We start from the raw sequence: 23029 nt of genomic DNA, 5'->3' as shown, positions 1-23029 counted from the left end.
TAAATTTAAATGGTTATTGTTTTTTTCTCGCTAAATACCGGTGTTACTCTTACCTCATCGTTATTCAATCGAAAACTCTCACGCCGTGGCTTATATCAATAAGCAACCTCCTTTGTGCGGCGCAATGTTATGAATAGAGGCTTTATGAAACTGAAAAAATTAGCGGGCTATATGGCCATCGCTGGCGTGTGCTCGAGCGCCGTCATTTCCCTTCCGGCAATGGCGCAGGAGCCAGGTAAAGCGGCAACGGCACAAACCAAAGAGGCGAATGATGCGTTGTATGCGCAACTGCCTTTCGCGGATAAAACCGATTTCGCTAATGCGCACAAAGGATTTATTGCGCCGCTGCCGCCAGAGCTGATTAAAGGTAAGCAGGGGAACGTGGTCTGGAATCCTCAGCAGTACGCGTTTATTAAAGAGGGCGAGAAAGCGCCGGATACGGTCAACCCAAGTCTGTGGCGTCAGTCGCAGCTCATCAATATCGGCGGCCTGTTTGAAGTGACCGACGGCGTCTACCAGATTCGTAACCTCGACCTCTCCAATATGACCATTATGGAAGGGAAAGAAGGGATCACGGTTATCGACCCGCTGGTCTCGGCGGAAACGGCGAAGGTAGGGATGGATCTCTACTATAAGAATCGCGGTAAAAAGCCGGTCGTCGCGGTGATTTATACCCATAGCCACGTTGACCATTACGGCGGCGTGCGCGGCGTGGTGGACGAAGCCGATGTGAAATCCGGCAAGGTGAAAGTCTATGCGCCTGCAGGCTTTATGCAGGAAGCGGTGTCTGAAAATATCATGGCCGGGAATGCCATGAGCCGTCGTGCCAGCTATATGTACGGTAACCTGCTGAAACCGGACGCGAAAGGTCAGGTTGGCGCGGGGCTGGGTACCACCACGTCAGCCGGTACGGTGACGCTGATTGAGCCGACCAACTACATCACCCATACCGGTCAGAAAGAGGTGATCGATGGCCTGACCTACGATTTTATGATGGCACCGGGTTCGGAAGCGCCGTCTGAAATGCTGTGGTATGTCGAAGAGAAGGGAATGATTGAGGCGGCGGAAGATGTGACCCATACGCTGCACAATACCTACTCGCTGCGCGGCGCGAAAATCCGCGATCCGCTGGCCTGGTCGAAGTACGTCAACGACGTTATCGACCGCTGGGGCGGGAAAGCGAAGATCATTATCGCTCAGCACCACTGGCCGACCTGGGGCAACGAGAACGTCGTCAAGCTGATGAAAGGCCAGCGCGATATGTACCGCTATATCAATGACCAGACCCTGCGTATGGCAAACCAGGGGCTGACCCGTGATGAAATCGCCGCTAACTTTAAGCTGCCGGACAGTCTGGCGCAAACCTGGGCCAGCCGCGGCTATTATGGCTCGGTCAGTCACGATGTGAAGGCGACCTATGTCTTCTATCTCGGCTGGTTTAACGGTAACCCGGCAACTCTGGACGAACTGCCGCCGGTAGCGGCTGCGAAGAAATACGTGGAGTATATGGGCGGTGCCGATGCCATTATGCAAAAAGCAGAAGCTGACTTTGTGAAGGGTAACTACCGCTGGGTAGCACAGGTGACCAATCAGGTGGTGTTCGCCGATCCGAACAATAAAGCTGCGCGTAGTCTGGAAGCCGATGCGCTTGAGCAGATGGGCTATCAGGCCGAGTCGGGCCCGTGGCGTAACTTCTACCTGACCGGTGCGCAGGAGTTGCGTAACGGCGTGGTGAAAGGACCAACGCCGAACACCGCCAGCCCGGATACGGTGAAGGCGATGTCGCCGGAGATGTTCTTTGACTATCTGGCGGTTCACATTAATGGTGAAAAAGCGGCGAATGCCAAAGCGGTCTTCAATGTCGATTTAGGCAGCGATGGCGGCAAGTATAAGCTGGAGCTGGAAAACGGTGTACTGAACCACAGCGCGAACGCGCAGGCCAGCAATGCCGATGCCTCTATTACGCTTAACCGCGCGACTTTGAACAAGATTATCCTTAAGGAAGAGACGCTGAAGCAGGCGGAAAACCAGGGCGATGTGCGCATCTCCGGTAACCATGCCAAAGTGGATGAGCTGTTGAGCTATATGGATAAGTTCGAGTTCTGGTTCAATATCGTGACGCCATAATCGTCTGCCTTCCCGGCGCGCTACGCTTTGCCCGGGCTACAGGATAAGTAGCCCGGGCGAGGCGTTCACGCCGACCCCGGGATCAGGCACCAGAGCTACCTCGCACCACCAATTCCACCGGCAACATCACGTTTGCCTCCACTCGTTCACTGAGCAAAATATCCAGCGCTTCCAGCGCTAGCCTCTGTTTATCCACCGACAGCGTGGTCAACGGCGGCTGCGACCAGGCCGCAGGCTCAATATCATCAAACCCCACCACCGCGACATCTTCCGGCACCCGCAGACCGCGTTCTGCACACACCTGTAATACCAGCAGCGCAGTGGCATCGTTGTAGGCAAAAAGGGCATCCGGCGGTTCAGCAAGGTCGAACAGTTCGTTTATCGCCCGCAGCAGCGACTGCTCGGTATCCAGCTGCGGTAAGGCGATGGCTTCATACTCCGGCGGCATCAGCAGCTTTGCATCGTACAGCGCCTGACGATACCCTTTTTCTCGCTGACGGATACTGTAATGGCCCAGCGTACTGGCCAAAAACGCGATACGCGTGCGCCCTTGTTCCAGCAAATGTCGAGTGGCGAGATAGCCGCCCTGTAGGTTATCCGGGTTGACGCAGGGCAGGCCAGGCGACCAGAGATCGACCAGCACCAGCGGCAGCTTCAACTGTTCGAGCACCGCCAGCAGCTCCGGCTCAAAGAACCCCGCGCAGATTAATGCATCCGGCTGGTGGAGCATCACCTGTTCGGCGACGGCATCACCGGGGCCAACGGACAAAAAGCTCAGCGCGATGCTCTGTTCACGGCAGGCGGACTCCAGCCCCAAAAACAGCGGCGAGTAGAACGGCAGCGCGCGGCTGATATTGTGCTGACGGTGCAACAAAAACAGCACCCGTTTGATCTTCTCGCTGCGCAGGCGGCCAAAGTCGTAGCCCTGCTGCTCCGCCGCCGCAATAATGCGCTGCCGCGTCTCTTCCCGCAGGCCTGGCTGGCCCTTTAATGCGCGGGAGACCGCACCCGGCGACACGCCGCAGGCGGCGGCGATATCTCTGATTCTGACGGCTTTCACCTGTTCATATCCTGTCTTTATGCTTTACGTTGGGCACCGAGCCAGGCCGCGCCGCGGACGCCGCTGCTGTCGCCGTGGCGCGCCTGTAGAATTGGGGTGCAGCACTGTTTACCGAAGACATACTGTGCAATACGCGCCTGTAGCCCGTCATAGAGTTGCGGGATATTCGAAACGCCGCCGCCGATGACAATCGCATCCGGGTCGAGGGTATTAACGACGCCCGCCAGCGCCCGGGCAACCTGATCCTGATAGCGTTCCCATAGTGCAGCAACCGGTTCTTCACCTGCGTTCAGTCGGGCAACGATCTGCGGGACTTTATCATGTTTACTAAACAATTGAGCATGTTGACGTTCAAGGCCGCTGCCGGAGATAAAGCTCTCGATGCAGTTGGTTTGGCCGCAGTAGCACTGCGCCGACTCGCCGTCTTTCGCAGGATGATAGTGTGGCAGTACGTTATGCCCCCACTCACCGGCGCAGGCGTTCGGCCCCGTGATCAGCCGATTATCTACGCACAACCCGCCGCCGCAGCCGGTGCCGAGGATCACGCCAAACACCACGCCATAGCCTTTCCCCGCACCGTCGATGGCTTCTGACAAGGTGAAACAATTGGCGTCGTTGGTCACCGCAACGGGCATATTGAAATGCTGTTCAAGCTGTTGCACAAAGGGTTGCTGGTTCAATACCAGAATATTGGAATTCTTGATAAGCCCGTCGGTGGCAGAGGCGCCAGGTATGCCAAGCCCAATGGATAGTGAGTAAGTGGTTGCCGCTCTAGCGGCGTCAATTGCCGTGATAACCGAGTGGAAAAAAGCATCGTAGCTCTGTTTTTGCGTACTGTAGCGCTGGCGGTAAAGCGTCTCGCCCTGGTCATCTAATACTACAGCCTCAATTTTGGTCCCGCCAATATCCAGCCCTAATCGCATTGCCGTCTTCCCGATAGTCAGTAGGTTAATGGCAACGCAGTGTAGGTATTTTGTTTACTATACAAAAGGGGCGGGCGGTAATTTTGTGACGGCGTCTGGCAAAATTCACCGTGACGGAGGCTGGCGGCTTCTCACCCGCAAGAGTAAGAAGCCGCACGGCAGAGTGGCTTAGAAACGATAGCCGACCCCGATGTTGAAACCGTTGATCTGGTATTTGTCTTCGATATCGGCGGTGGTGCCTTCGTAGCCAACGTTTACCGTCAAGTTTTCGATTGGGTTGATGATGATCCCTGCGCCGTAGGCGAAGGAGGTGGAATGGCGAGACTCGCTCTCACGATAAATTTCGTTATTGCTCGACTCCAGCCATTTCACATCGATATCGGCTTTGGTTCGTGCCGCGCCGCCCAACGCATAAAGGGAGACGTACTCGTTGATGCGGTAGGCCGGGCCGACCATCAGTGAATAATATTTAACGTCAATATTGGTGTTAACCGAATCAGAATCAACATAATAATTACGGTCTTCGCTGCCACTCATATAGGTAAATGAGCCGACAACGCTGAACGGAGAATCAAATTCGTAGCGATATTGTAGGTTAACGCCACGGATATTCTTGAAGTCTTTAACGTCGGCCTGGGCATAACCAATCGAAACGCTTTGGCTATCCGCAATAGCCATTCCACTTGTCAGGACTCCCATAACCAAAACTGCCAGAGATAGTTTTTTCACTTTAAAAATCCTATAAAAATTATTGTGTTGTGTTTATCGATGAGTTTAAAAATCGAGGGGAGTATATCGGCAATGATATTTCTGATGAACTACCTGAATTTATGGGAACAAGAGTGGAATATTGTTTCGGAGACGGTGTTGTGCAGGGATTAGCTAATTTATATTTGTGTTAAGAAAAGTCCTAAAATAAATCCCCCCGCAATCGCGGGGGGGGGGGGGTAAATTTAACGCTGAGGACACCCTGCGCACTGCTTATTCTGAATTTGCTGGAAGAAGTCGTTCCCTTTATCGTCAACCAGAATAAAGGCCGGGAAGTTTTCCACTTCGATTTTCCAGATAGCCTCCATCCCCAGTTCAGGGTAGGCCACACATTCCAGGCTCTTGATGCTGTTCTGTGCCAGAACGGCCGCCGGGCCGCCAATGCTGCCAAGATAGAAACCGCCATGTTGATGGCAGGCATCGGTCACCTGCTGGCTGCGGTTGCCTTTCGCCAGCATCACCATGCTGGCGCCATGGGACTGCAGCAGGTCAACGTAGGAGTCCATACGTCCAGCGGTAGTTGGGCCTAAAGAACCTGAGGCATAACCTTCCGGCGTTTTGGCTGGGCCTGCGTAGTAGATTGGGTGATCTTTTACGTACTGCGGCAACTCTTCGCCGTTATCCAGCAGCTCTTTCAGTTTGGCGTGGGCGATGTCGCGGGCAACGATAATGGTACCGTTCAGCGACAGGCGGGTGGACACCGGGTGAGCGGAAAGCTGAGCCAGGATGTCACTCATCGGTTGATTGAGGTTGATGCTGACCGCCGCGCCTTCACCCTGCTCACGCAGCGCTTCCGGAATGTACTGCGCCGGGTTATGTTCCAGCTTCTCAATCCAGATACCGTCGCGGTTGATTTTGGCTTTAATGTTACGGTCGGCGGAGCAGGAGACGCCCATGCCGATCGGGCAGGAAGCACCGTGACGCGGCAGACGGACAACGCGGATATCGTGGGCGAAGTATTTGCCGCCGAACTGTGCACCCAGGCCCAGATTCTGCGCCTCGATCATCAGCTCTTTTTCCAGATTCATGTCGCGGAACGCCTGGCCGTGCTCGTTGCCTTCGGTTGGCAGACCGTCGTAATAACGGGTTGAAGCCAGTTTGACTGTTTTCAGCGTCACTTCCGCTGAGGTACCACCAATCACGAAAGCGATGTGGTACGGCGGGCAGGCCGCGGTACCAAGGGTGCGCATTTTTTCCACCAGATAGTTTTTCAACTTCGCTGGGGTGATCAGCGCTTTGGTTTCCTGGTAGAGATAGGTTTTGTTGGCTGAACCGCCGCCTTTGGCGATGCACAGGAACTTGTATTCGTCACCGTCGACGCTGTAGAGGTCAATCTGCGCCGGCAGGTTAGTACCGGTGTTCACCTCTTTATACATATCCAGCGCCGCGTTCTGCGAGTAGCGCAGGTTGTCGGAGATATAGGTGTTGTATACGCCTTGAGACAGCGCCGCTTCATCGCCGCCGCCGGTCCAGACGCGCTGGCCTTTTTTCCCCATGATGATCGCCGTGCCGGTATCCTGACAGGTTGGCAGCACGCCTTTGGCGGCAATTTCGGAGTTACGCAGGAACTGCAGGGCAACGTATTTATCGTTTTCGCTGGCTTGTGGGTCACTCAGAATGGCAGCAACCTGCTTCTGGTGGGAAGGGCGCAACATAAAGGCGGCGTCGTGGAAAGCCTGCTGGGCAAGCAGCGTCAGGGCTTCAGGTTCCACTTTTAACACGTCCTGGCCGTCAAACTGACTTACTGAGACGTGCTCACGGCTGAGCAGGTAGTATTCGGTATCGTCGTGAGACAGCGGGAAGGGATTCTGATAGTAAAATGATTTGTTCGACATAGCGCTTCACTCCATAAAAATAAAACCGCCGGAGGTTGCCCCCCGACGGTTATGAATCAGAACATCATAGACATCCATGGGTAGCCGATGACCAGCAGCGCTACCAGGAAGATGCCCCCAAAGATGGTGCCAAGGCGCCAGTAGTCTTTGGTCGGCAGATATCCGCTGCCGTAGTAGATAGGGCTTGGGCCGGTGCCGTACGGGGTGATGATCCCCATGATACCCAGCGAGGTCACCATCAGCAGCACGAAGACGTTCATGTTCATCCCTGGGATGGTTGAGGCGATGGTCAGCATCGCTGGCAGCAGCGCGGTGGTGTGCGCGGTGGTGCTGGCAAACAGGTAGTGCAGCAGGTAGAACGCCAGCAGCAGCACGATGGTTGCCACGCCTGGAGAGATACCGCTCATCAGCATGCCGCCTTCTTTGCCCAACCAGCCGATAAAGCCGGTAGAGGAGAGGCCGTCGGCGAGAGCAACCAGGGTGGCGAACCACACGAAGGTGTTCCACGCGGCCTTGTTACCGGTGATGTCGCTCCACTCCAGCACGCCAGTCCACAGCATCAGGCCGATAATCAGCAGCGCAGCCATTGCCGGTTCAATCCACTGAGCGGCAAAGATCCACATCATCAATGCACAGCACACGAAGACCAGCAGCAGGATTTCGTTACGGGACAGCTTGCCCAGTTTTTCCAGCTCACGGGCAGCCCACAGCGGCACTTCATCGTTCACCTTCACTTCTGGTGGATAGAACCAGTAGGCCAGCAGCGGCATGGTCAGAATTAACAGCAGGCCCAGCGGCAGGAAGGCGATAAACCAGGTGCCCCAGGAGATGTTGATACCGACGATGCTTTTCACCAATGCCAGCGCCAGCAGGTTAGGGGCCAGGGCGGAAAGGAACATAGAACTGGTGATACAGGCGGCGGTAATCGCCACCCACATCAGATAAGAGCCAATTTTACGCGCGCTTGGGTCGTTTGGTTTTGAGCCGTACAGCGGCGGCAGGTTGGCGATAATCGGGTAGATAGTCCCGCCGCTACGCGCCGTGTTGGACGGGGTAAACGGTGCCAGCAGCAGGTCGGCCAGCGTGATAGCGTAGCCGAGCGTCAGGCTGCGACGGCCCAGATATTTCACCAGAATCAGCGCCAGACGGCGGCCGAATCGGGTTTTATCGTAACCGGCGGCGAACATAAACGCACCGAAGATAAGCCAGACGGTAGAGTTGCCGAAGCCGCTGACCGCCCATTTAAAGGAGGCACCCGCCAGTTGGAACTTTGGTGCTGCCATCTGTTCAGGGCTGAACAGCACCCACTGGCTGCACAGGGCAATGGCAACCACCCCGGTCAGGCCGATAACGGCGCCCGGCAGTGGTTCAAAGATAAGGCCGACAATCACGCCGACGAAGATAGCGAAATAGTGCCATGCATACGGTGGAAGCCCGTCAGGAACCGGGACAAAGAGGAGCAGCACGGCCACGATAATAGGCAGTGCCATCATCAGAAGACGGTTTTTCTTACCGTCCTTTGGTTTACTCACCGGAGTCGGCGAGTGCGATGTCGCAGATTTCTCGTTCATATTACGCTTCTATAAGTAGTTAATAATTCGGTTCGCTAAAACTGCCGCTTTGCTTTTTTTAGTTTTTTTACTTTATTTAGATTTCAAAAGTACGGCTGGCAATTTCGTATATAAGGTCGATGTCGCTATATTATTTAGCGCCAGGTTTAAAAAATCTTATATTCATATAATGCGCTTTTGGAGACTATTACAATTGATCGCGATCAAAAAAGCACAACCACAACATTATTTTTATACTTTAATTAATAACCCTATTAGGTTATGGGGTATTAATGGTGTTAGGTTAAATTAATTTCTAAATAAAATGTTATTAATCGTACGCGATATTGCGATAACGCGTTGATTTTGTTGTTGTTTTAAATAATGAAACACTGGTTCGACCACTGTTAAGGAAGTTATAATTGTACTCATATATATTAAATAATTGTGAATAAAACGGAATTAAATTAGTAACACCATAGGAGTATGTGTGTTATTTAAGGGATTAAATAGTTTTATAACTAACGTAATAACTTTAGTAACTAAAATTATCGCTATATTAATATCATGATATCGGCATAACAAATAACTCAAATGCAGCCCGATCCCGAATTCTTAAATTTTAATTTTTAAAAGTTTGGAGTTAACCCTTATGAACAATCATCATCGCGTACTGAGCTCTTGTACCTTACCGAATGGTACCGAGCTTAAAAACCGTCTGTTTATGGCGCCAATGACAACCTGCTCTGGCTATTATGATGGCTCGGTCAGTAGCGAGCTGGTGGAATACTACCGCGCGCGTGCCGGTTTGATTGGCACCATCATCGTAGAATGTTGTTTTGTTGACGACTTAGGTCTGGCGTTCCCCGGTGCGCTCGGCATCGACAGTGATGACAAAATCGCCGGGCTGGCGAAAATCGCTGAGGCGATTCAATCAAAAGGCTCCAAAGCGCTGCTGCAGATTTATCACGGTGGCCGTATGGTCGACCCGAAACTGATCGGTGGCCGTACACCGGTTGGCCCAAGCGCCGTCGCGGCACCGCGTGATGGCGCGGCAACGCCGGTGGCCCTGACTGCTGAAGAAGTAGAAGGGATGGTCGGTAAATTCGGCGATGCCGTACGCCGCGCGATTCAGGCAGGTTTTGATGGCGTCGAGATTCACGGCGCAAATACTTATCTTATCCAACAGTTCTACTCACCAAACTCCAACCAGCGTGATGACGAGTGGGGCGGCAGCCGCGATAACCGCGCGAAATTCCCGCTGGCGGTACTGGATATCACCCACAAAATGGTTCGCCAGTATGCGGACGACGCCTTCATCATCGGCTATCGTTTCTCGCCGGAAGAGATGGAAGTGCCGGGGATCCGCTTTGACGACACCCTGTATCTGCTGGAAAAACTGGCCGCGCGCGGGCTGGACTATCTGCACTTCTCCGTCGGTGCTTCGCTGCGTTCGTCTATCGTGGACACCACCGACCCAACGCCGCTGATTGAAAAATACGTTGCCCAGCGTTCCGAAACGCTGGCGCAGGTGCCGGTGATGGGCGTGGGCGGCGTGGTAAACGATAGCGATATTGATAGCGCAATGGCACACGGCTACGACCTGATTGCAGTTGGTCGCGCTTGCATCGCGTATCCGGACTGGGCCGAACGTATTGCCGACGGCCAGACGCTGGATCTGTTTATCGACAGCACCCAGCGTGAAGCGCTGAACATCCCTGAGCCGCTGTGGCGTTTCTCGCTGGTGGAAGCGATGATTCGCGATATGAGCATGTCAGTGTCTAAATTCAAACCGGGCGTGTTCGTTGAAACCGTACAGGATGAAGCCGGTGAGCTGGTTATTAACGTCAGCCTTGAAACCGACCGCATCGCCGACATTGAACTGACCGGCGGCGTGGATCAGGACGTAGAGTTCGTCACCAGCTTTGAAGAAATTCGTTCACGCATCCTGGATGCTAATACTCCACACGTTGATGCCATTTCCGGGGCAACCAGCCAGAGCGAAGCGGTGAAAAAAGCGGTCTCCAAAGCGATGGTGAAATCCAGCAAAGCGTTGGTGGCAGAAGAGGGTGGTGATACCGCTGCACCGAAATCTTATGATGTAGTGGTGGTCGGGAGCGGCGGTGCCGGTCTGGCCGCGGCTATCCAGGCGCACGATGACGGTGCTCGCGTGCTGATCGTCGAAAAAATGCCGACCATTGGCGGGAACACCATTAAAGCGTCAGCTGGGATGAACGCGGCGGAAACGCGCTTCCAGCGGGTGAAAGGGATTCAGGACAGCAAAGAGCTGTTCTATGAAGAGACCCTGAAAGGCGGCAAAAATAAGAATAACCCAGCGCTGCTGCGCCGCTTCGTGGAAACGGCCCCGCAGGCGATCGAATGGCTGGCGGATCGCGGCATTATGCTGAACGACATCACCACCACCGGGGGCATGAGCATTGACCGTACGCACCGTCCGAAAGATGGCTCTGCGGTAGGCGGCTATCTGATCAGCGGCCTTGTGCGTAACGTCACAAAACGTCAGATTGATGTCATGCTCGATACCTCCGTGGTCGATATTGTCATGGATGGGGGCGAAGTTTCTGCCGTACGCCTGCTAACCGACGAGCAGGAAACGATCACCATTCAGACTCGCAGTATCATCATGGCGACCGGCGGCTTTAGCGCCAACAGCGAAATGGTGGTGAAATACCGTCCGGACCTGGCGGGCTTCGTCACCACCAACCATAAAGGGGCGACCGGCGGCGGTATCGCACTGCTGGAACGCATTGGTGCCGGTACGGTAGATATGGGCGAGATCCAGATTCACCCAACCGTTGAGCAGAAAACTTCTTATCTGGTTTCTGAGTCGATTCGTGGCGGCGGGGCAATTCTGGTTAACCAGCAGGGTAACCGCTTCTTCAATGAGATGGAGACCCGTGACAAAGTGTCTGCGGCGATTATTGCGCTGCCGGAGCACTATGCTTACATCGTATTTGACGAACATGTTCGTACGAAAAACAAAGCGGCGGATGAGTACATCGCCAAAGGGCTGGTGACCAGCGCCAGCACGCCGGCTGAGCTGGCGGCTAAACTGGGTCTGGATGAACAGGCCTTCCAGGCGACGCTTACCCGCTACAACGGCTTTGTCGAAAAACAGGATGACGAAGAGTTTGGACGTAAAACCGCGCTGCGCGCACCGCTGAATGAAGGGCCGTATCACGCCATTCAGATTGCGCCGGGCGTACACCACACCATGGGCGGGGTCACCATCAATACCGATACCTGTGTGCTGAACGTCAACAAACAGGTGATCCCTGGTGCGTATGCCGCCGGTGAAGTGGTTGGCGGTATCCACGGCGGTAACCGTATTGGCGGGAACGCGGTGGCTGATATTATTATCTTTGGTACGCTTGCCGGTCGTCAGGCCGCACAGCGTGCGCAGCAGGTACCCTGGGCGATGCTTGAGTCCGCGTAATTAACCCATGGCACCATCCCGTAGCCCGGCCGAGCGTAGCGACGCCGGGTTGTTACCATCAGCAGAGGGGATATCGATGTCAGACAGTACAAGGGTATACAGCTATTCTGCCGTACTGATGGGGTCACCCATCCTGCTCAAGCTTTTCGCGCATAACGAGGCGCTCGCCTCACGCGTTTTCCGCCTTATCAAACAGTATGAAGACCTGCTTACCGTCAACCGCGCCCAGTCGCAGGTGATGGATATCAACCACGCTGCGGGCCAGCACCCGGTCGTCGTGAGCGCCCCCGTTTATGCTTTGATCAAATGCGCCAAATCGGCGAGCCTGCTGCCGCAAAGCGCATTTAACCTCGCCATTGGCCCGTTGGTGAAGCGCTGGCGTATTGGCTTTAAAGGCGACAGCGTCCCGCCGGCGGACGAAATTTCACACCTGCTGACGCTCACCAATCCTGAGCAGGTGGTGCTGAACGACGACGATAACAGCGTGTACCTGGCGCAAATGGGCATGGAAATTGATCTTGGCGCGATTGCCAAGGGCTATATTGCCGACCGCGTACGCGACTATCTGCGTCAGGAAGGGGTGGAGCAGGGGCTGATTAATCTTGGCGGTAACGTGCAGACGCTGGGCACGCCGGAAGGCGGCTGGTCAATTGGCCTGAAAAAACCGTTCTCCACCTCAGGGGCGATGATTGGCACGCTGGAAATTGAGAATAAATCGGTGGTGACCTCCGGCGTGTACGAGCGCTTCTTTGAGCAAAATGGTCAGCTTTATCACCATATTCTCGACCCGCGTACCGGCTATCCGCTGGATAATGAACTGGACAGCGTGACGATTATCAGCGCCGACTCGATTGACGGCGATATCTGGACCACGCTGATGTACGGCATGGGCGTGGAAAAAGGGTGCGCTGCGCTGCGTTCACGCCCGGATATTGAAGCTATTTTTGTGACTAAAAACAAAGAGGTGGTGCTCTCTTCATCCCACCTCTATCGTTTTACGCTGCTGGACCGCGAGTACCGTCTTACTGGCAGTACTGCTTGAGCAGACCATACTGCTCCTGCAGCAAGCGGTAGCGATAAACCGGGCGGCCGGTCGCACCGTAGTGAATGCTGGTGAACAGAATATTAATCTGCGCCAGCCAGATAAGATATTTACGGCAGGATACGCGAGAGATATTGACCGCCTGGGCCAGATCGTCGGTGGAGAATTCGGTCTCAGGATGCGCATCTATCCACTGACACAGCGTGCGCAGCGTCTGCGGCGTGAGCCCCTTTGGCAGCCGCTTCGTGTCCGCTAATTCTGGCGAACCGCCATGCAGCAGGCGATCGACGTCAGCCTGCTCGTAGTAGGCGTGGCTGCCCATCAACTGCTTTTTCTCACGCCAGCTCAGCAGCGCCTCTTCAAAGCGCGGAAACTGGAACGGCTTGATGAGATAGTCCACCACGCCATAGCGCAGCGACGTCTGCACGGTGGCGGCGTCCGAGGCGGATGAAATCATAATCACGTCGATGGCGCGGCCAGAGTCGCGCACGATAGGCAGCAGATCCAGACCGTTGTCCTGCTGCATGTAGACATCCAGTAAAATCAGGTCGATGGCCTGGGAAGCATCCTGCACTTTATCTTTCGCCTGCTGGAGCGTGGAGGCGATACCACAGCAGACAAACCCATCAACGCGCTCAATGTAGCAGCGGTTCAGGTCGGCCACCATGGCATCATCATCGACAATTAAAACATTTATCACGCGCTTGTCCTCTCGCTATCCCAGGGAATTTGAACAAAAAATTGGGTGAACACGCCCGGCTCGGACTCGACGGAAAGTGTCCCGCCGAGATTCTCCGTCTGCTGACGGGCTAAAAATAGCCCGACACCGCGGTTTTCGCCTTTGGTGGAAAATCCTTTATTAAAGATGGCATCGATGCGGTTTGCCGCAATACCCGGGCCATCGTCGCTAACCTCACCGCTGAGCCAGCCGTTCTGGTAGTGCAGCAACAGGCCAATTTCGCCTTCACCCTGATCTGCCATTGCATCCAGCGCGTTCTCAATCAGGTTACCTAGCACCGTGACCAGCACCGCAACCTGCTCTTCATTTGGGTTGTCCGGGATCAGGCTCTCATCGGCCAGGGTTAGCGCGATCCCGGCATCGCTGGCTCGGTTGATTTTACCGAGCAGGAAGCCGGCAATGATCGGTGATTTGATCTTATGCTGCAAGGTGCCAATGTCGGTCTGGTAGTTTTGCGCGGTCTGCAGGATGTAACCTTCCAGCTTATCGTAGCGCTTCATGTGCAGCAGTCCCAGAATCACATGCAGCTTGTTCATAAACTCATGGGAGTGGCTGCGCAGGGCATCGACGTAGTTGACCAGCCCGTCCATTCGCTGCATCAACTGGCTGATTTCAGTTTTATCGCGGAAGGTGGTGATCGCGCCAATAACGCGACGGTTGTTGAGCACCGGTACGGTGTTGCACAGCAGCAGACGACCGTTACAGCCGATTTCGCGGTTTTCGACGGGCGTACCACTGTCCAGCACCTCTTTCAGACTCGACAGCAGCGGCGCATGCTGGACTGCGCCCAAAGCCGGTGCCTGAGGTGAAAACAGGATCTGCCGTGCGGCCTGGTTAATCAACGTGACCCGGCCTTTGGCATCGACGGCAATGACCCCTTCGCGAATCGATTGCAGCATTGCCTGGCGTTGCTCGAACAGGCTGGAGATTTCGTGGGGTTCGAGACCAAACAGGATGTTTTTAAGCACCCGCACCAGCCCCCAGATGCCCAGAACGCCGACGATGGCGCTAAACAGCACGAATCCAATCGCATTCCAGCGGGCGGCGTTAATCTGCTCATCCACTTTTTGCAACGAAATGCCGACAATCACCACGCCAATCTGCTGCTGGCGGTCGTTATAAATAGGCGTGAACACGCGTACGGCTTCGGCCAATACACCGTGGTTAATCGAGAGGTTCTCTTTGCCTTTCAGCGCAGGCTGGAGATCGGTACCGATAAAATGCTGGCCTATCAGATGCGCGTTCGGGTGCGAATAGCGAACGCCGTCCATATTGGTGACTACGGCGTAAAGTAGGCCGTTGTGCTGCTGCACGGCGCTGGCGATAGGCTGAATGCTATTGTGGTCCGGCGGTTCGCTCAGACCGCGCTTGATATCCGGGGAGTTGGCCAGCGTACGAGCAATAGCAAAGGCGGTATCTTCCACACCGGAGCGGGTGGCTTTGGTTATCTGCACAAAATAGAAGGCGTAAACCACCAGTAATACGGAAATGATGACGCTGCAGACCATCAGCGTCACCAGCGTACTGAGCTTCATCGGGCGCTTCGGTTGGGGCTGAGTTTGCTGCATACCGCGCATTAACACCTTTTATTATCGGAGGTCAAAAACTCATTATCGCCGATGTGCCTGATTTCATAAAGCTATCCTCCCTTACAAAACCAAACCTCTCTTTGTGACCGTTCTCGCAGAGCAATCCATACAAAACACTTTAGTATTGCTTCAGAACCCATAATAAGGAGTCCGTTTATGAGCATTAAGCTTGCCGGTTCAGTCATGGAACGACGCAATTCAACGACGGCTGAGATTGATAGACTGTCCACCCGCGATATGTTGAACGTGATTAATCAAGAAGATAAACGCATTGCTGATGCGATAACTCCTTGTCTCGACGACATTACCCTGCTGATTGATAATGCGGTGGCCACCCTTAGCCACGGCGGGCGCGTGGTGATGGTTGGTGCCGGTGCTTCCGGGCGTAATGCGGTGATGACCGCCAACGAATTCTCCCCGGATGAAAAACACCCGGTCATGGGATTGATTGCCGGTGGGGCGTTGGCGATGCTGCACGATATGACGGGGGCTGCACAGGACTACGATCGTGGGGTGCTGGATCTTCAGGCTATTGGGTTCACGCAAAAAGATATGCTGGTGGCATTAAGCGTCAGCGGCAAAACGCCGTGGCTGTGGGGCGCGCTGCGCCATGCGTGGTCTCTGGGGGCAACACGCGCGCTGATAACCCGTAATCCGCAAAGCGAAGCAACCGATCTTGCCAGTATCGTTATTGCGCCGCAAACCGGCGCTGAAGCGGTGGCAGGTTACGGCAATCCAAAGGCGATTGCCGCGCAAAAAATGGTGCTCTCCATGTTAACGACCGGGCTCGCCATTCGCACCGGACGAGTCTATAGCAATATGCGCGTAGACATCCGCGATACCGGTACGCATATGGTTGAGCGTCAAATCGCGATAGTGATGGAAGCGGGCGGGTGCAGCCGGGCGGTAGCAAAAGCAGCGCTGGAAAGCTGCGATCACCAATGTAAGACGGCGGTGTTGATGGTGCTCACCGGGTTGGATGCCTGGAAAGCGCACGACCTTCTGGCGCAGAACAAGGGTTTTGTGCGGATGGCGCTACAAGAGGCGCCGTAGTTGGCAGCATAAAAAAAGCCCGCTACGCGGGCTTTTTTACACCGGTCGATTAGAACTGATAAACCAGGCCGATAGCCAGGATATCGTCAGTGGCGATACCGTTATCTTTGTAGAACTGTACGTCATCGTCCAGCATGTTGATTTTGTAATCAATGTAGGTGGACATGTTTTTGTTGAAGTAGTAGGTGGCGCCGACATCAATATAGTTCACCAGCGCTTTGTCGGTGTACTCAATGCCGTGACGGCCATCGTAACCGCCCATATCTTTGCCCTTGGAATAAACCCAGGCTAAAGATGGACGCAGGCCGAAGTCAAATTGATACTGTGCCACGGCTTCGAAGTTCTGCGTTTTGTTGGCAATGTCGCCGTTGCCATAACCGGTCATGTTGTTGGTTTCGGCATACATCATCGCCAGATAGACGTCATTAGCGTCGTATTTGGTACCAATGGTCCAGGCTTCAGCGGTATCACCACCGGCGGATTTGCTGTAGCGGTTATGGATTCCGCCAGCAACCACCTGATCGTTGGTACGGTCAGAGCTGGAATAGGCTGCACCCACGCTTAAGCCTGGCAGGAAATCGGTAAAGTTGTAGGTGGTGGACATTGCGAAGCCGTCGCCGTTGCCTTTTGCCAGTTTGCCGCCCGCGCCGTTTACGGTGCCTTCGCCGGAACCACCGTCTTCATTTTTGCCCTGATACTGCAGCGCAAAGTTCAGGCCATCCACCAGGCCGAAGAAATCGTTGTTACGATAGCTGGCAATACCGTTTGCACGACCGGTGAAATAGACGTCGGTCTGGGTGTAGCTGTCACCGCCGAACTCCGGCAGCATATCGGTCCAGGCTTCGATGTCGTAGATGGCGCCGTAGTTACGGCCGTAATCGAATGAACCGAAGTCGCCAAATTTCAGACCGGCGAAGCCAAGACGGGTCCAGGAGTCGTTACCGCTGTCGCTTTCCGGGGTGTTGGCCTGAATGTTGTATTCCCACTGACCGTAGCCGATCAGCTGTTCGGTGATTTGGGTTTCTCCCTTGAAGCCCAGACGCGCGTAGGACTTATCGCCGTTATCACCGCTGTGGTCTGAGAAATAGTGCAGGCCAACCACTTTGCCGTACAGATCCAGCTTATTGCCGTCTTTGTTATAAACTTCAGCAGCATTCGCTGCACCAGCCATCAGTAAAGCTGGAACTAACAGTGCCAGAGCTTTTATTTTCATTATGTTTTCCTTTGCATTATTGCGCATATGAATATAAGTAATGCCATCCGGTGTTACTGTTCTGGATGGTATAGGTAGAGTTCATTTTTATTAAAAATATAAATGTAATAAAATTATATAAAACATTTCAAAATATTTCTTTTATATTTAATTTGATATGTATTTCATCGATTCATTTTGTTTTGTTGTTGTTTTTAATGTAATTATTGTGTTTTGTCATCTTTTCCTCCTTACCATTGATAGGATGGATGTATCTGGTAAAGGCAAAAAAAATCCCGACCGTACTGGCATACGATCGGGAAGGTCAAAAACATAAATATATTGATGCATAACAAAAGGCTAATAACGGAATGGATAATGGCATGGTTGTCATGAAAAATAAAGATACAGAAAAAGACTTTATTATTATTTATTATGTGAATTTAAATTGGTAATTATTATAATATTTTTATTGTTAAAATCGCATGGTTGAGGCGATTCCGCAGAGAAGGGGGCGAAAGATCGCTGCCGCATATCATGAGTACCTCCGTTGGCGTAGATGTCATCTGACAAAATTGCTGGAGATCAAGCTAATGGCAAATTGTTACCGGTAACGTAGAGGTGGACTACCTTGCACCATTTTAATCGTTATAATGTGAGCGATATCACATCAATTGCCAGCGTGATGTCGTGGCAGTGAACATGAATAGCGTAATGAGAGTGTTTTTATGCAAGAGCAAATGGAGCGTGGCCCAGGCGGCAAACTGGCGCTGTGGGTGTTTTACGCGTTTTGCGGTTACTTTGTCTGGGCGATGGCGCGCTACCTGTGGGTCATCAGCGATGTACAGAGTATTCCCGGCGCGACGAACGATGGTGAAATCGGTTCGTCCATGGGGAAATGGATTGGCGCGCTGCTGGGATTTCTGGTGCTGAGTATCGTCGGCGCGCTGCTTGGCGGAATAGCCTGGTATACTCGTCCTCGCCGTCTGGAACAGGAAGAACAGCGCTAAAATTGCTATGCTGGGGGTCAATGTACTCTTATCCGCGGTGAAGTAATGGATATAGCAGCATGGCAGCAGGACGTTGAACGTTGGTTTGAAACCCATTATGTCGGCAGCGATGCGGCGCATGATATTGCCCATTTTCGCCGGGTCTGGCGCACCGCCAGGCGCATTGCTGCCGATGATCCCGTCGACCTCACGGTGATTCTGCTGGCGAGCTATTTTCACGATCTCGTCAGCCTGCCGAAGAATCATCCCGATCGCGCCCGTTCCTCTTTATTATCCGCGCAGCAAACGCTGCTGATTCTACAGCGCGATTTCCCGCAGTTTCCCGTTGAACGCTATGGCGCCGTTGCCCACGCCATTGAAGCGCACAGCTTTAGCGCGCGCATCACGCCGAATACCCCAGAGGCTAAAATCGTTCAGGATGCCGACCGACTGGAAGCGCTGGGCGCAATCGGCCTGGCGCGAGTGTTTGCCGTCTCCGGGGCGATGAACGCGGCGCTGTTTGATGCCGACGATCCCTTTGCCGATAACCGTGAGCTGGACGACAAAACCTACGCGCTTGACCATTTCCAGACCAAACTGTTGCGGCTACCTGAGACGATGCAAACCGAAAAAGGACGCGAGATAGCGCAGCATAATGCCGATTTTCTGGCGCACTTTATGGCGAAACTGAGTGCCGAACTGGCGGGCGACCCGCTCGCCGTGGACGCACAGGTGCTGCAGAGATTCGCGACGCCAGACCCTGGCAACTTATGGTAACCTCAGGTTTATTTTTCTTTTTCTGTATCTGGTCAAATTTATGCAACAACGAGTCTTATCACACGAGGGCGCGCCGTTAGACGCACCGGATGCTCAGACGCTGCTTGAGCATATTCTGGAGATTTACGATTTAAAGACCGTTGTCGCTGAGCTTAGCGCTGTGGGGGAACAGCACTGGAGCCCGGCTATTGTGAAACGCGTGGTGACCCTGTCGCGCGCCAACACGCGTCTGAGTGAAAATGAGTGCACCCATCTGGCCTCTTTGCTGCCGAAGCCGTCGCAGCATCATCCGAAGTATGCATTTCGCTTTGTCGATCTTTTTGCGGGGATCGGTGGCATTCGTCACGGCTTTGAAGCCATTGGCGGGCAATGCGTGTTTACCAGCGAGTGGAACAAACACGCGGTGCGCACCTACAAAGCTAACTGGTACTGCGACCCGGCAGAACATCGGTTTAATGCCGATATTCGCGATGTGACGCTAAGCCATCAGCCTGACATCAGCGACCGTGAAGCTCAGGAACATATCCGGGCGTCAATTCCTCAGCATGACGTGCTGCTGGCGGGCTTCCCGTGTCAGCCGTTCTCGCTGGCGGGGGTGTCAAAAAAGAATGCATTGGGCCGGGCGCACGGCTTTGCCTGCGACACTCAGGGCACGCTGTTTTTTGACGTGGTGCGCATTATTGATGCCCGCAGGCCGCCTATCTTTGTGCTGGAAAACGTTAAAAACCTAAAGAGCCACGATAACGGCAAGACTTTCCGCATCATCATGCAGACACTAGATGAGTTGGGTTATGAAGTTTCTGACGCCGCCGATATGGGGGCCGATGACCCGAAGATCATCGATGGCCAGCATTTCTTACCCCAACACCGCGAGCGTATTGTGCTGGTCGGTTTTCGCCGTGATTTAGGGTTGCACGAGGGCTTTACCCTGCGTGATATCCCGTCGCTCTATCCGGCGCAGCGGCCGACCTTTGGCGAACTGCTGGAGCCGAACGTTAACCCGAAATTTATCCTCACCCCGGTGCTGTGGAAATATCTCTACCGCTATGCGCGCAAGCACCAGGAGAAGGGCAACGGGTTCGGTTACGGTCTGGTGGATCCCACGCGCGCCAGCAGCGTCGCGAGGACGCTATCGGCGCGCTATTACAAAGACGGTGCCGAGATCCTTATCGACCGTGGCTGGGATCGCGCGCTGGGTGAAAAGCACTTTGACGATCCGCAAAACCAGCTGCATCGCCCACGTCGCCTGACGCCGCGCGAGTGTGCTCGCCTGATGGGTTTTGAATCACCGCAGGGCTACGGTTTTCGTATTCCGGTGTCGGATACTCAGGCGTACCGGCAGTTTGGCAACTCGGTGATTGTGCCGGTGTTTGCCGCCGTTGCGCGCCTTTTGCAGTCGCGCATTTTGCAGGCGGTGGCGCTGCGTGATTCGGAAAACGGCGATGGCGGACGTTCACGATAAGGCCACTCGCAGTAAGAATATTCGCGCCATCGGCGCGCAGAATACCGCCATTGAAAAACGGATGGCCGCGCTGCTGGACAGCCTTGGCCTGCAGTGGCTTGCGCAGGACACGCGCCTGCCGGGCCGCCCCGATTTTACTCTCGACGACTACCGCTGCGTGATATTCACTCACGGCTGCTTCTGGCATCACCACGACTGCTATCTGTTTAAAGTCCCCGCGACGCGCACCGACTTCTGGCTAAATAAGATTGGCGCTAACGTTGCGCGCGATGAGCGGGATATGTGCCAGTTGGTTGCTCAAGGCTGGCGTGTGCTGGTGGTGTGGGAATGTGCGTTGCGCGGGCGTGAGAAGCTAACGGACCTTGAGTTATGCGAGCGGCTAGAGGAGTGGATCTGCGGCGGCGAGGGCAGCGCGCAGATCGGCATTCAGGGAATTTCCCGTCTGAGCTTTACTTCTCTGTCTGGCAAGGAATAGCGGTGGCTTTCGCCGGGAAGAGATATTTCCCCAGCGTCACCAGCACCACGGCGGCAATGATGATGGCCAGTGCCAGCCACTCGGTACCGGAGAGGTGTTCACCGTTAAAGCCGGTGCCTAAGAGCACGGCGACCACCGGGTTGACGTAGGCATAGCTGGTTGCCACCGCAGGCGTAACGTTGCGAATCAAATACATATAGGCGTTGATGGCAATAATCGAACCAAAGACCGCCAGATACCCCACCGCCAGAAAACCGTGCAGGCTCGGCAGGGTGGTTAAACGCTCACCGCTGAGCAGCGAGGCGACCATCAGGACAATACCAGCGGCCAGCATCTCGATGGCACCTGCCATCATGCCGGTCGGCAGTTCAATACGCGAGCCATATACCGAACCAAACGCCCAGCTCAACGAACCAATCAGGATCATCAATGCGCCCCACGGGTTGCCGCTGAGGTTACCGCCGCTGTTGAGCAGCACAATGCCCGCCAGACCAATGGCAATCCCCAGCCACTCCAGCTTGCGGGTGGCAATGCCAAAAAAGCGGCTAAAGCAGAGGGTAAATAACGGTACGGTGGCGACCATTACGGCGGCGATACCTGAAGGAACGTTCTGATGTTCCGCGACGGTCACCATCCCGTTACCCACCGCCAACAGCAGGACGCCAATGATGGCGGCATTGATCAGCGGTTTGCGTGCCGGTAAGCGATGGCCGGTGGCGAGCAGAAATCCCATTAACAGCACGCCCGCCGACAGGAAGCGAATACCCGCCATCATTAAGGGGGGCCAGCTGGCAACGCCAATGCTGATGGCAAAGTAAGTTGAGCCCCAGATAATGTACAGCGCGAACAGCGCGCCTATCAGCGGTAACAGTTGTTTAAAACGCATACTTCCTCACGGCAAAATAGCAAGCAGGCAGATAGTAAACGCCAAAACTACCGTGCTGGCGAGTGCTTTAATTCAGGGGTTGATGTTGTCTTTATGTTATAAATATGTATCACTTACGCCCCGGGCGATTTTGCTTCATACTTTGTTATCACTAAAAAAATGAAGGAAGTCGTTTGTGGCAGGAAGTAGCTTATTAACCTTGTTAGATGATATCGCCACCTTGCTGGATGATATCTCGATGATGGGGAAACTGGCGGCGAAGAAAACCGCTGGCGTGCTGGGGGATGATTTGTCGCTGAACGCCCAGCAGGTGTCCGGCGTGCGGGCTAATCGGGAACTGCCGGTGGTGTGGAGCGTGGCGAAAGGGTCGCTGCTCAATAAGGTCATTCTGGTGCCGCTGGCGCTGCTGATTAGCGCGTTTATTCCCTGGGCGGTGACGCCACTGCTAATGATTGGCGGCGCGTATCTCTGTTTTGAAGGCGTGGAGAAGGTGCTGCACACGCTTCATGAACGCAAGCATAAAGGTGACGATGCCGCGCGTCAGCAGCGACTGGAAGCGATAGCGCAGCAGGATCCTGCCCTTTACGAGCGGGATAAAGTGAAAGGTGCTATCCGCACCGATTTTATTCTCTCCGCTGAAATCGTTGCTATTACTCTCGGTATCGTGGCGGAAGCGCCGCTGCTCAATCAGGTGCTGATTTTATCCGGCATCGCCATTCTGGTGACCATCGGCGTGTATGGCCTGGTCGGCGTGATTGTGAAGCTTGATGATATGGGCTACTGGCTGGTGGAGAAGCGTAACGCGCTGGCGCAAGGCGTGGGTAAAGGGCTGCTGGTGGTTGCCCCCTGGCTGATGAAAACGCTGTCGGTGGTGGGGACGCTGGCGATGTTCCTGGTCGGTGGCGGCATTGTGGTTCACGGCGTGGCACCGGTGCATCATGCTATCGAAGCGTTCGCTGCCCAGCAGGGGGCGTGGCTTGCTGCGTTGGTACCGGTGCTCGCTAATCTGGTCCTTGGTTTTATCATTGGCGCGGTGGTGCTGGCGGCGGTGAATTTGGTTTCACGCTGGCGGAAAACTGACGCATAAAAAGTGCGGTTCCGGTAC

Annotated in this window: 18 protein-coding genes; 9 read left to right on the top strand and 9 right to left on the bottom strand. The window is 54.3% G+C overall.

The features are described from left to right. Nucleotides 1–144: 144 nt before the first annotated feature. A complete protein-coding gene (locus tag HII27_RS21635; protein WP_185669484.1) occupies nt 145–2127 on the top strand; it encodes an alkyl/aryl-sulfatase in 1983 nt (660 codons plus the stop codon). An 82-nt stretch (nt 2128–2209) separates the two neighbouring features. Here the strand turns inward: HII27_RS21635 and HII27_RS21630 are convergent, their stop codons facing one another. The 5 genes from HII27_RS21630 to HII27_RS21610 form a co-directional block, all read right to left on the bottom strand. Beyond that, a complete protein-coding gene (locus tag HII27_RS21630) occupies nt 2210–3187 on the bottom strand; it encodes a LacI family DNA-binding transcriptional regulator (protein ID WP_185669483.1) in 978 nt (325 codons plus the stop codon). Nucleotides 3188–3204: 17 nt separating this feature from the next. Continuing rightward, nucleotides 3205–4110: an ROK family protein gene (locus HII27_RS21625; protein WP_185669482.1), complete on the bottom strand. Its 906-nt coding sequence runs from the start codon at nt 4108–4110 to the stop codon at nt 3205–3207. 168 nt (nt 4111–4278) lie between these two features. Further along, nucleotides 4279–4839, bottom strand: coding sequence for an Ail/Lom family outer membrane beta-barrel protein (locus tag HII27_RS21620; RefSeq protein WP_185669481.1), 561 nt, complete (start codon nt 4837–4839; stop codon nt 4279–4281). 224 nt (nt 4840–5063) lie between these two features. Beyond that, complete coding sequence (gene fumA / locus HII27_RS21615; RefSeq protein WP_185669480.1) at nt 5064–6713, bottom strand: class I fumarate hydratase FumA; 1650 nt, start codon at nt 6711–6713, stop codon at nt 5064–5066. Between the two features lie 56 nt (nt 6714–6769). After that, a complete protein-coding gene (locus HII27_RS21610) occupies nt 6770–8284 on the bottom strand; it encodes a DASS family sodium-coupled anion symporter (protein ID WP_191092161.1) in 1515 nt (504 codons plus the stop codon). A gap of 631 nt (nt 8285–8915) precedes the next feature. Between HII27_RS21610 and HII27_RS21605 the strand changes: the two genes are divergently transcribed. After that, entirely contained in the window at nt 8916–11720 is a 2805-nt protein-coding gene (locus HII27_RS21605) for a flavocytochrome c (RefSeq protein ID WP_185669479.1), read from the top strand. Between the two features lie 76 nt (nt 11721–11796). Beyond that, a complete protein-coding gene (locus HII27_RS21600) occupies nt 11797–12762 on the top strand; it encodes an FAD:protein FMN transferase (RefSeq protein WP_185669478.1) in 966 nt (321 codons plus the stop codon). Here the strand turns inward: HII27_RS21600 and dcuR are convergent. Both dcuR and HII27_RS21590 read right to left on the bottom strand, forming a co-directional pair. Next, nucleotides 12743–13462 (bottom strand): two-component system response regulator DcuR, encoded by a 720-nt coding sequence (gene dcuR / locus HII27_RS21595; protein ID WP_185669477.1) that lies wholly within the window; start codon nt 13460–13462, stop codon nt 12743–12745. The genes HII27_RS21600 and dcuR overlap by 20 nt on opposite strands. Continuing rightward, the gene (locus HII27_RS21590; RefSeq protein WP_185669476.1) at nt 13459–15078 is read right to left on the bottom strand and encodes a sensor histidine kinase; all 1620 of its coding nucleotides are present in this window, start codon (nt 15076–15078) and stop codon (nt 13459–13461) included. Before HII27_RS21590 ends, dcuR begins: the two co-directional genes overlap by 4 nt. Nucleotides 15079–15246: 168 nt before the next feature. On the opposite strand from HII27_RS21590, the gene HII27_RS21585 reads away from it, so the two are divergent. Next, nucleotides 15247–16143, top strand: coding sequence for an N-acetylmuramic acid 6-phosphate etherase (locus tag HII27_RS21585; protein WP_185669475.1), 897 nt, complete (start codon nt 15247–15249; stop codon nt 16141–16143). Between the two features lie 49 nt (nt 16144–16192). Here the strand turns inward: HII27_RS21585 and ompC are convergent, their stop codons facing one another. Then, nucleotides 16193–17356: a porin OmpC gene (gene ompC, locus HII27_RS21580; RefSeq protein ID WP_185669474.1), complete on the bottom strand. Its 1164-nt coding sequence runs from the start codon at nt 17354–17356 to the stop codon at nt 16193–16195. A gap of 707 nt (nt 17357–18063) precedes the next feature. On the opposite strand from ompC, the gene drpB reads away from it, so the two are divergent. From drpB to HII27_RS21560, 4 genes are read left to right on the top strand one after another with little or no spacing between them, the layout of a single operon-like run. Then, nucleotides 18064–18345, top strand: coding sequence for a cell division protein DrpB (drpB, locus tag HII27_RS21575; protein ID WP_185669473.1), 282 nt, complete (start codon nt 18064–18066; stop codon nt 18343–18345). Between the two features lie 45 nt (nt 18346–18390). After that, nucleotides 18391–19101: a phosphohydrolase gene (locus HII27_RS21570; RefSeq protein ID WP_185669472.1), complete on the top strand. Its 711-nt coding sequence runs from the start codon at nt 18391–18393 to the stop codon at nt 19099–19101. 40 nt (nt 19102–19141) lie between these two features. Then, complete coding sequence (locus HII27_RS21565; RefSeq protein ID WP_185669471.1) at nt 19142–20563, top strand: DNA cytosine methyltransferase; 1422 nt, start codon at nt 19142–19144, stop codon at nt 20561–20563. Beyond that, nucleotides 20544–21038: a very short patch repair endonuclease gene (locus HII27_RS21560; RefSeq protein ID WP_185669493.1), complete on the top strand. Its 495-nt coding sequence runs from the start codon at nt 20544–20546 to the stop codon at nt 21036–21038. Before HII27_RS21565 ends, HII27_RS21560 begins: the two co-directional genes overlap by 20 nt. Here HII27_RS21560 and yedA read toward each other — a convergent pair. Next, nucleotides 21013–21924 carry a drug/metabolite exporter YedA gene (yedA, locus tag HII27_RS21555; RefSeq protein ID WP_185669470.1) on the bottom strand — a complete coding sequence of 304 codons (912 nt, stop codon included), beginning with the start codon at nt 21922–21924 and terminating at the stop codon, nt 21013–21015. The two genes, HII27_RS21560 and yedA, sit on opposite strands and share 26 nt — an antisense overlap. Nucleotides 21925–22099: 175 nt before the next feature. On the opposite strand from yedA, the gene HII27_RS21550 reads away from it, so the two are divergent. Further along, on the top strand, nt 22100–23011 hold the full coding sequence (locus HII27_RS21550) for a DUF808 family protein (protein WP_185669469.1): 912 nt from the start codon (nt 22100–22102) through the stop codon (nt 23009–23011). The last annotated feature ends 18 nt before the right edge of the window (nt 23012–23029 follow it).

Source organism: Kluyvera sichuanensis (genome assembly GCF_014218705.1).
Classification (GTDB): Bacteria; Pseudomonadota; Gammaproteobacteria; order Enterobacterales; family Enterobacteriaceae; genus Kluyvera; species Kluyvera sichuanensis.
This window is presented reverse-complemented; position numbering and strand designations above follow the sequence as displayed.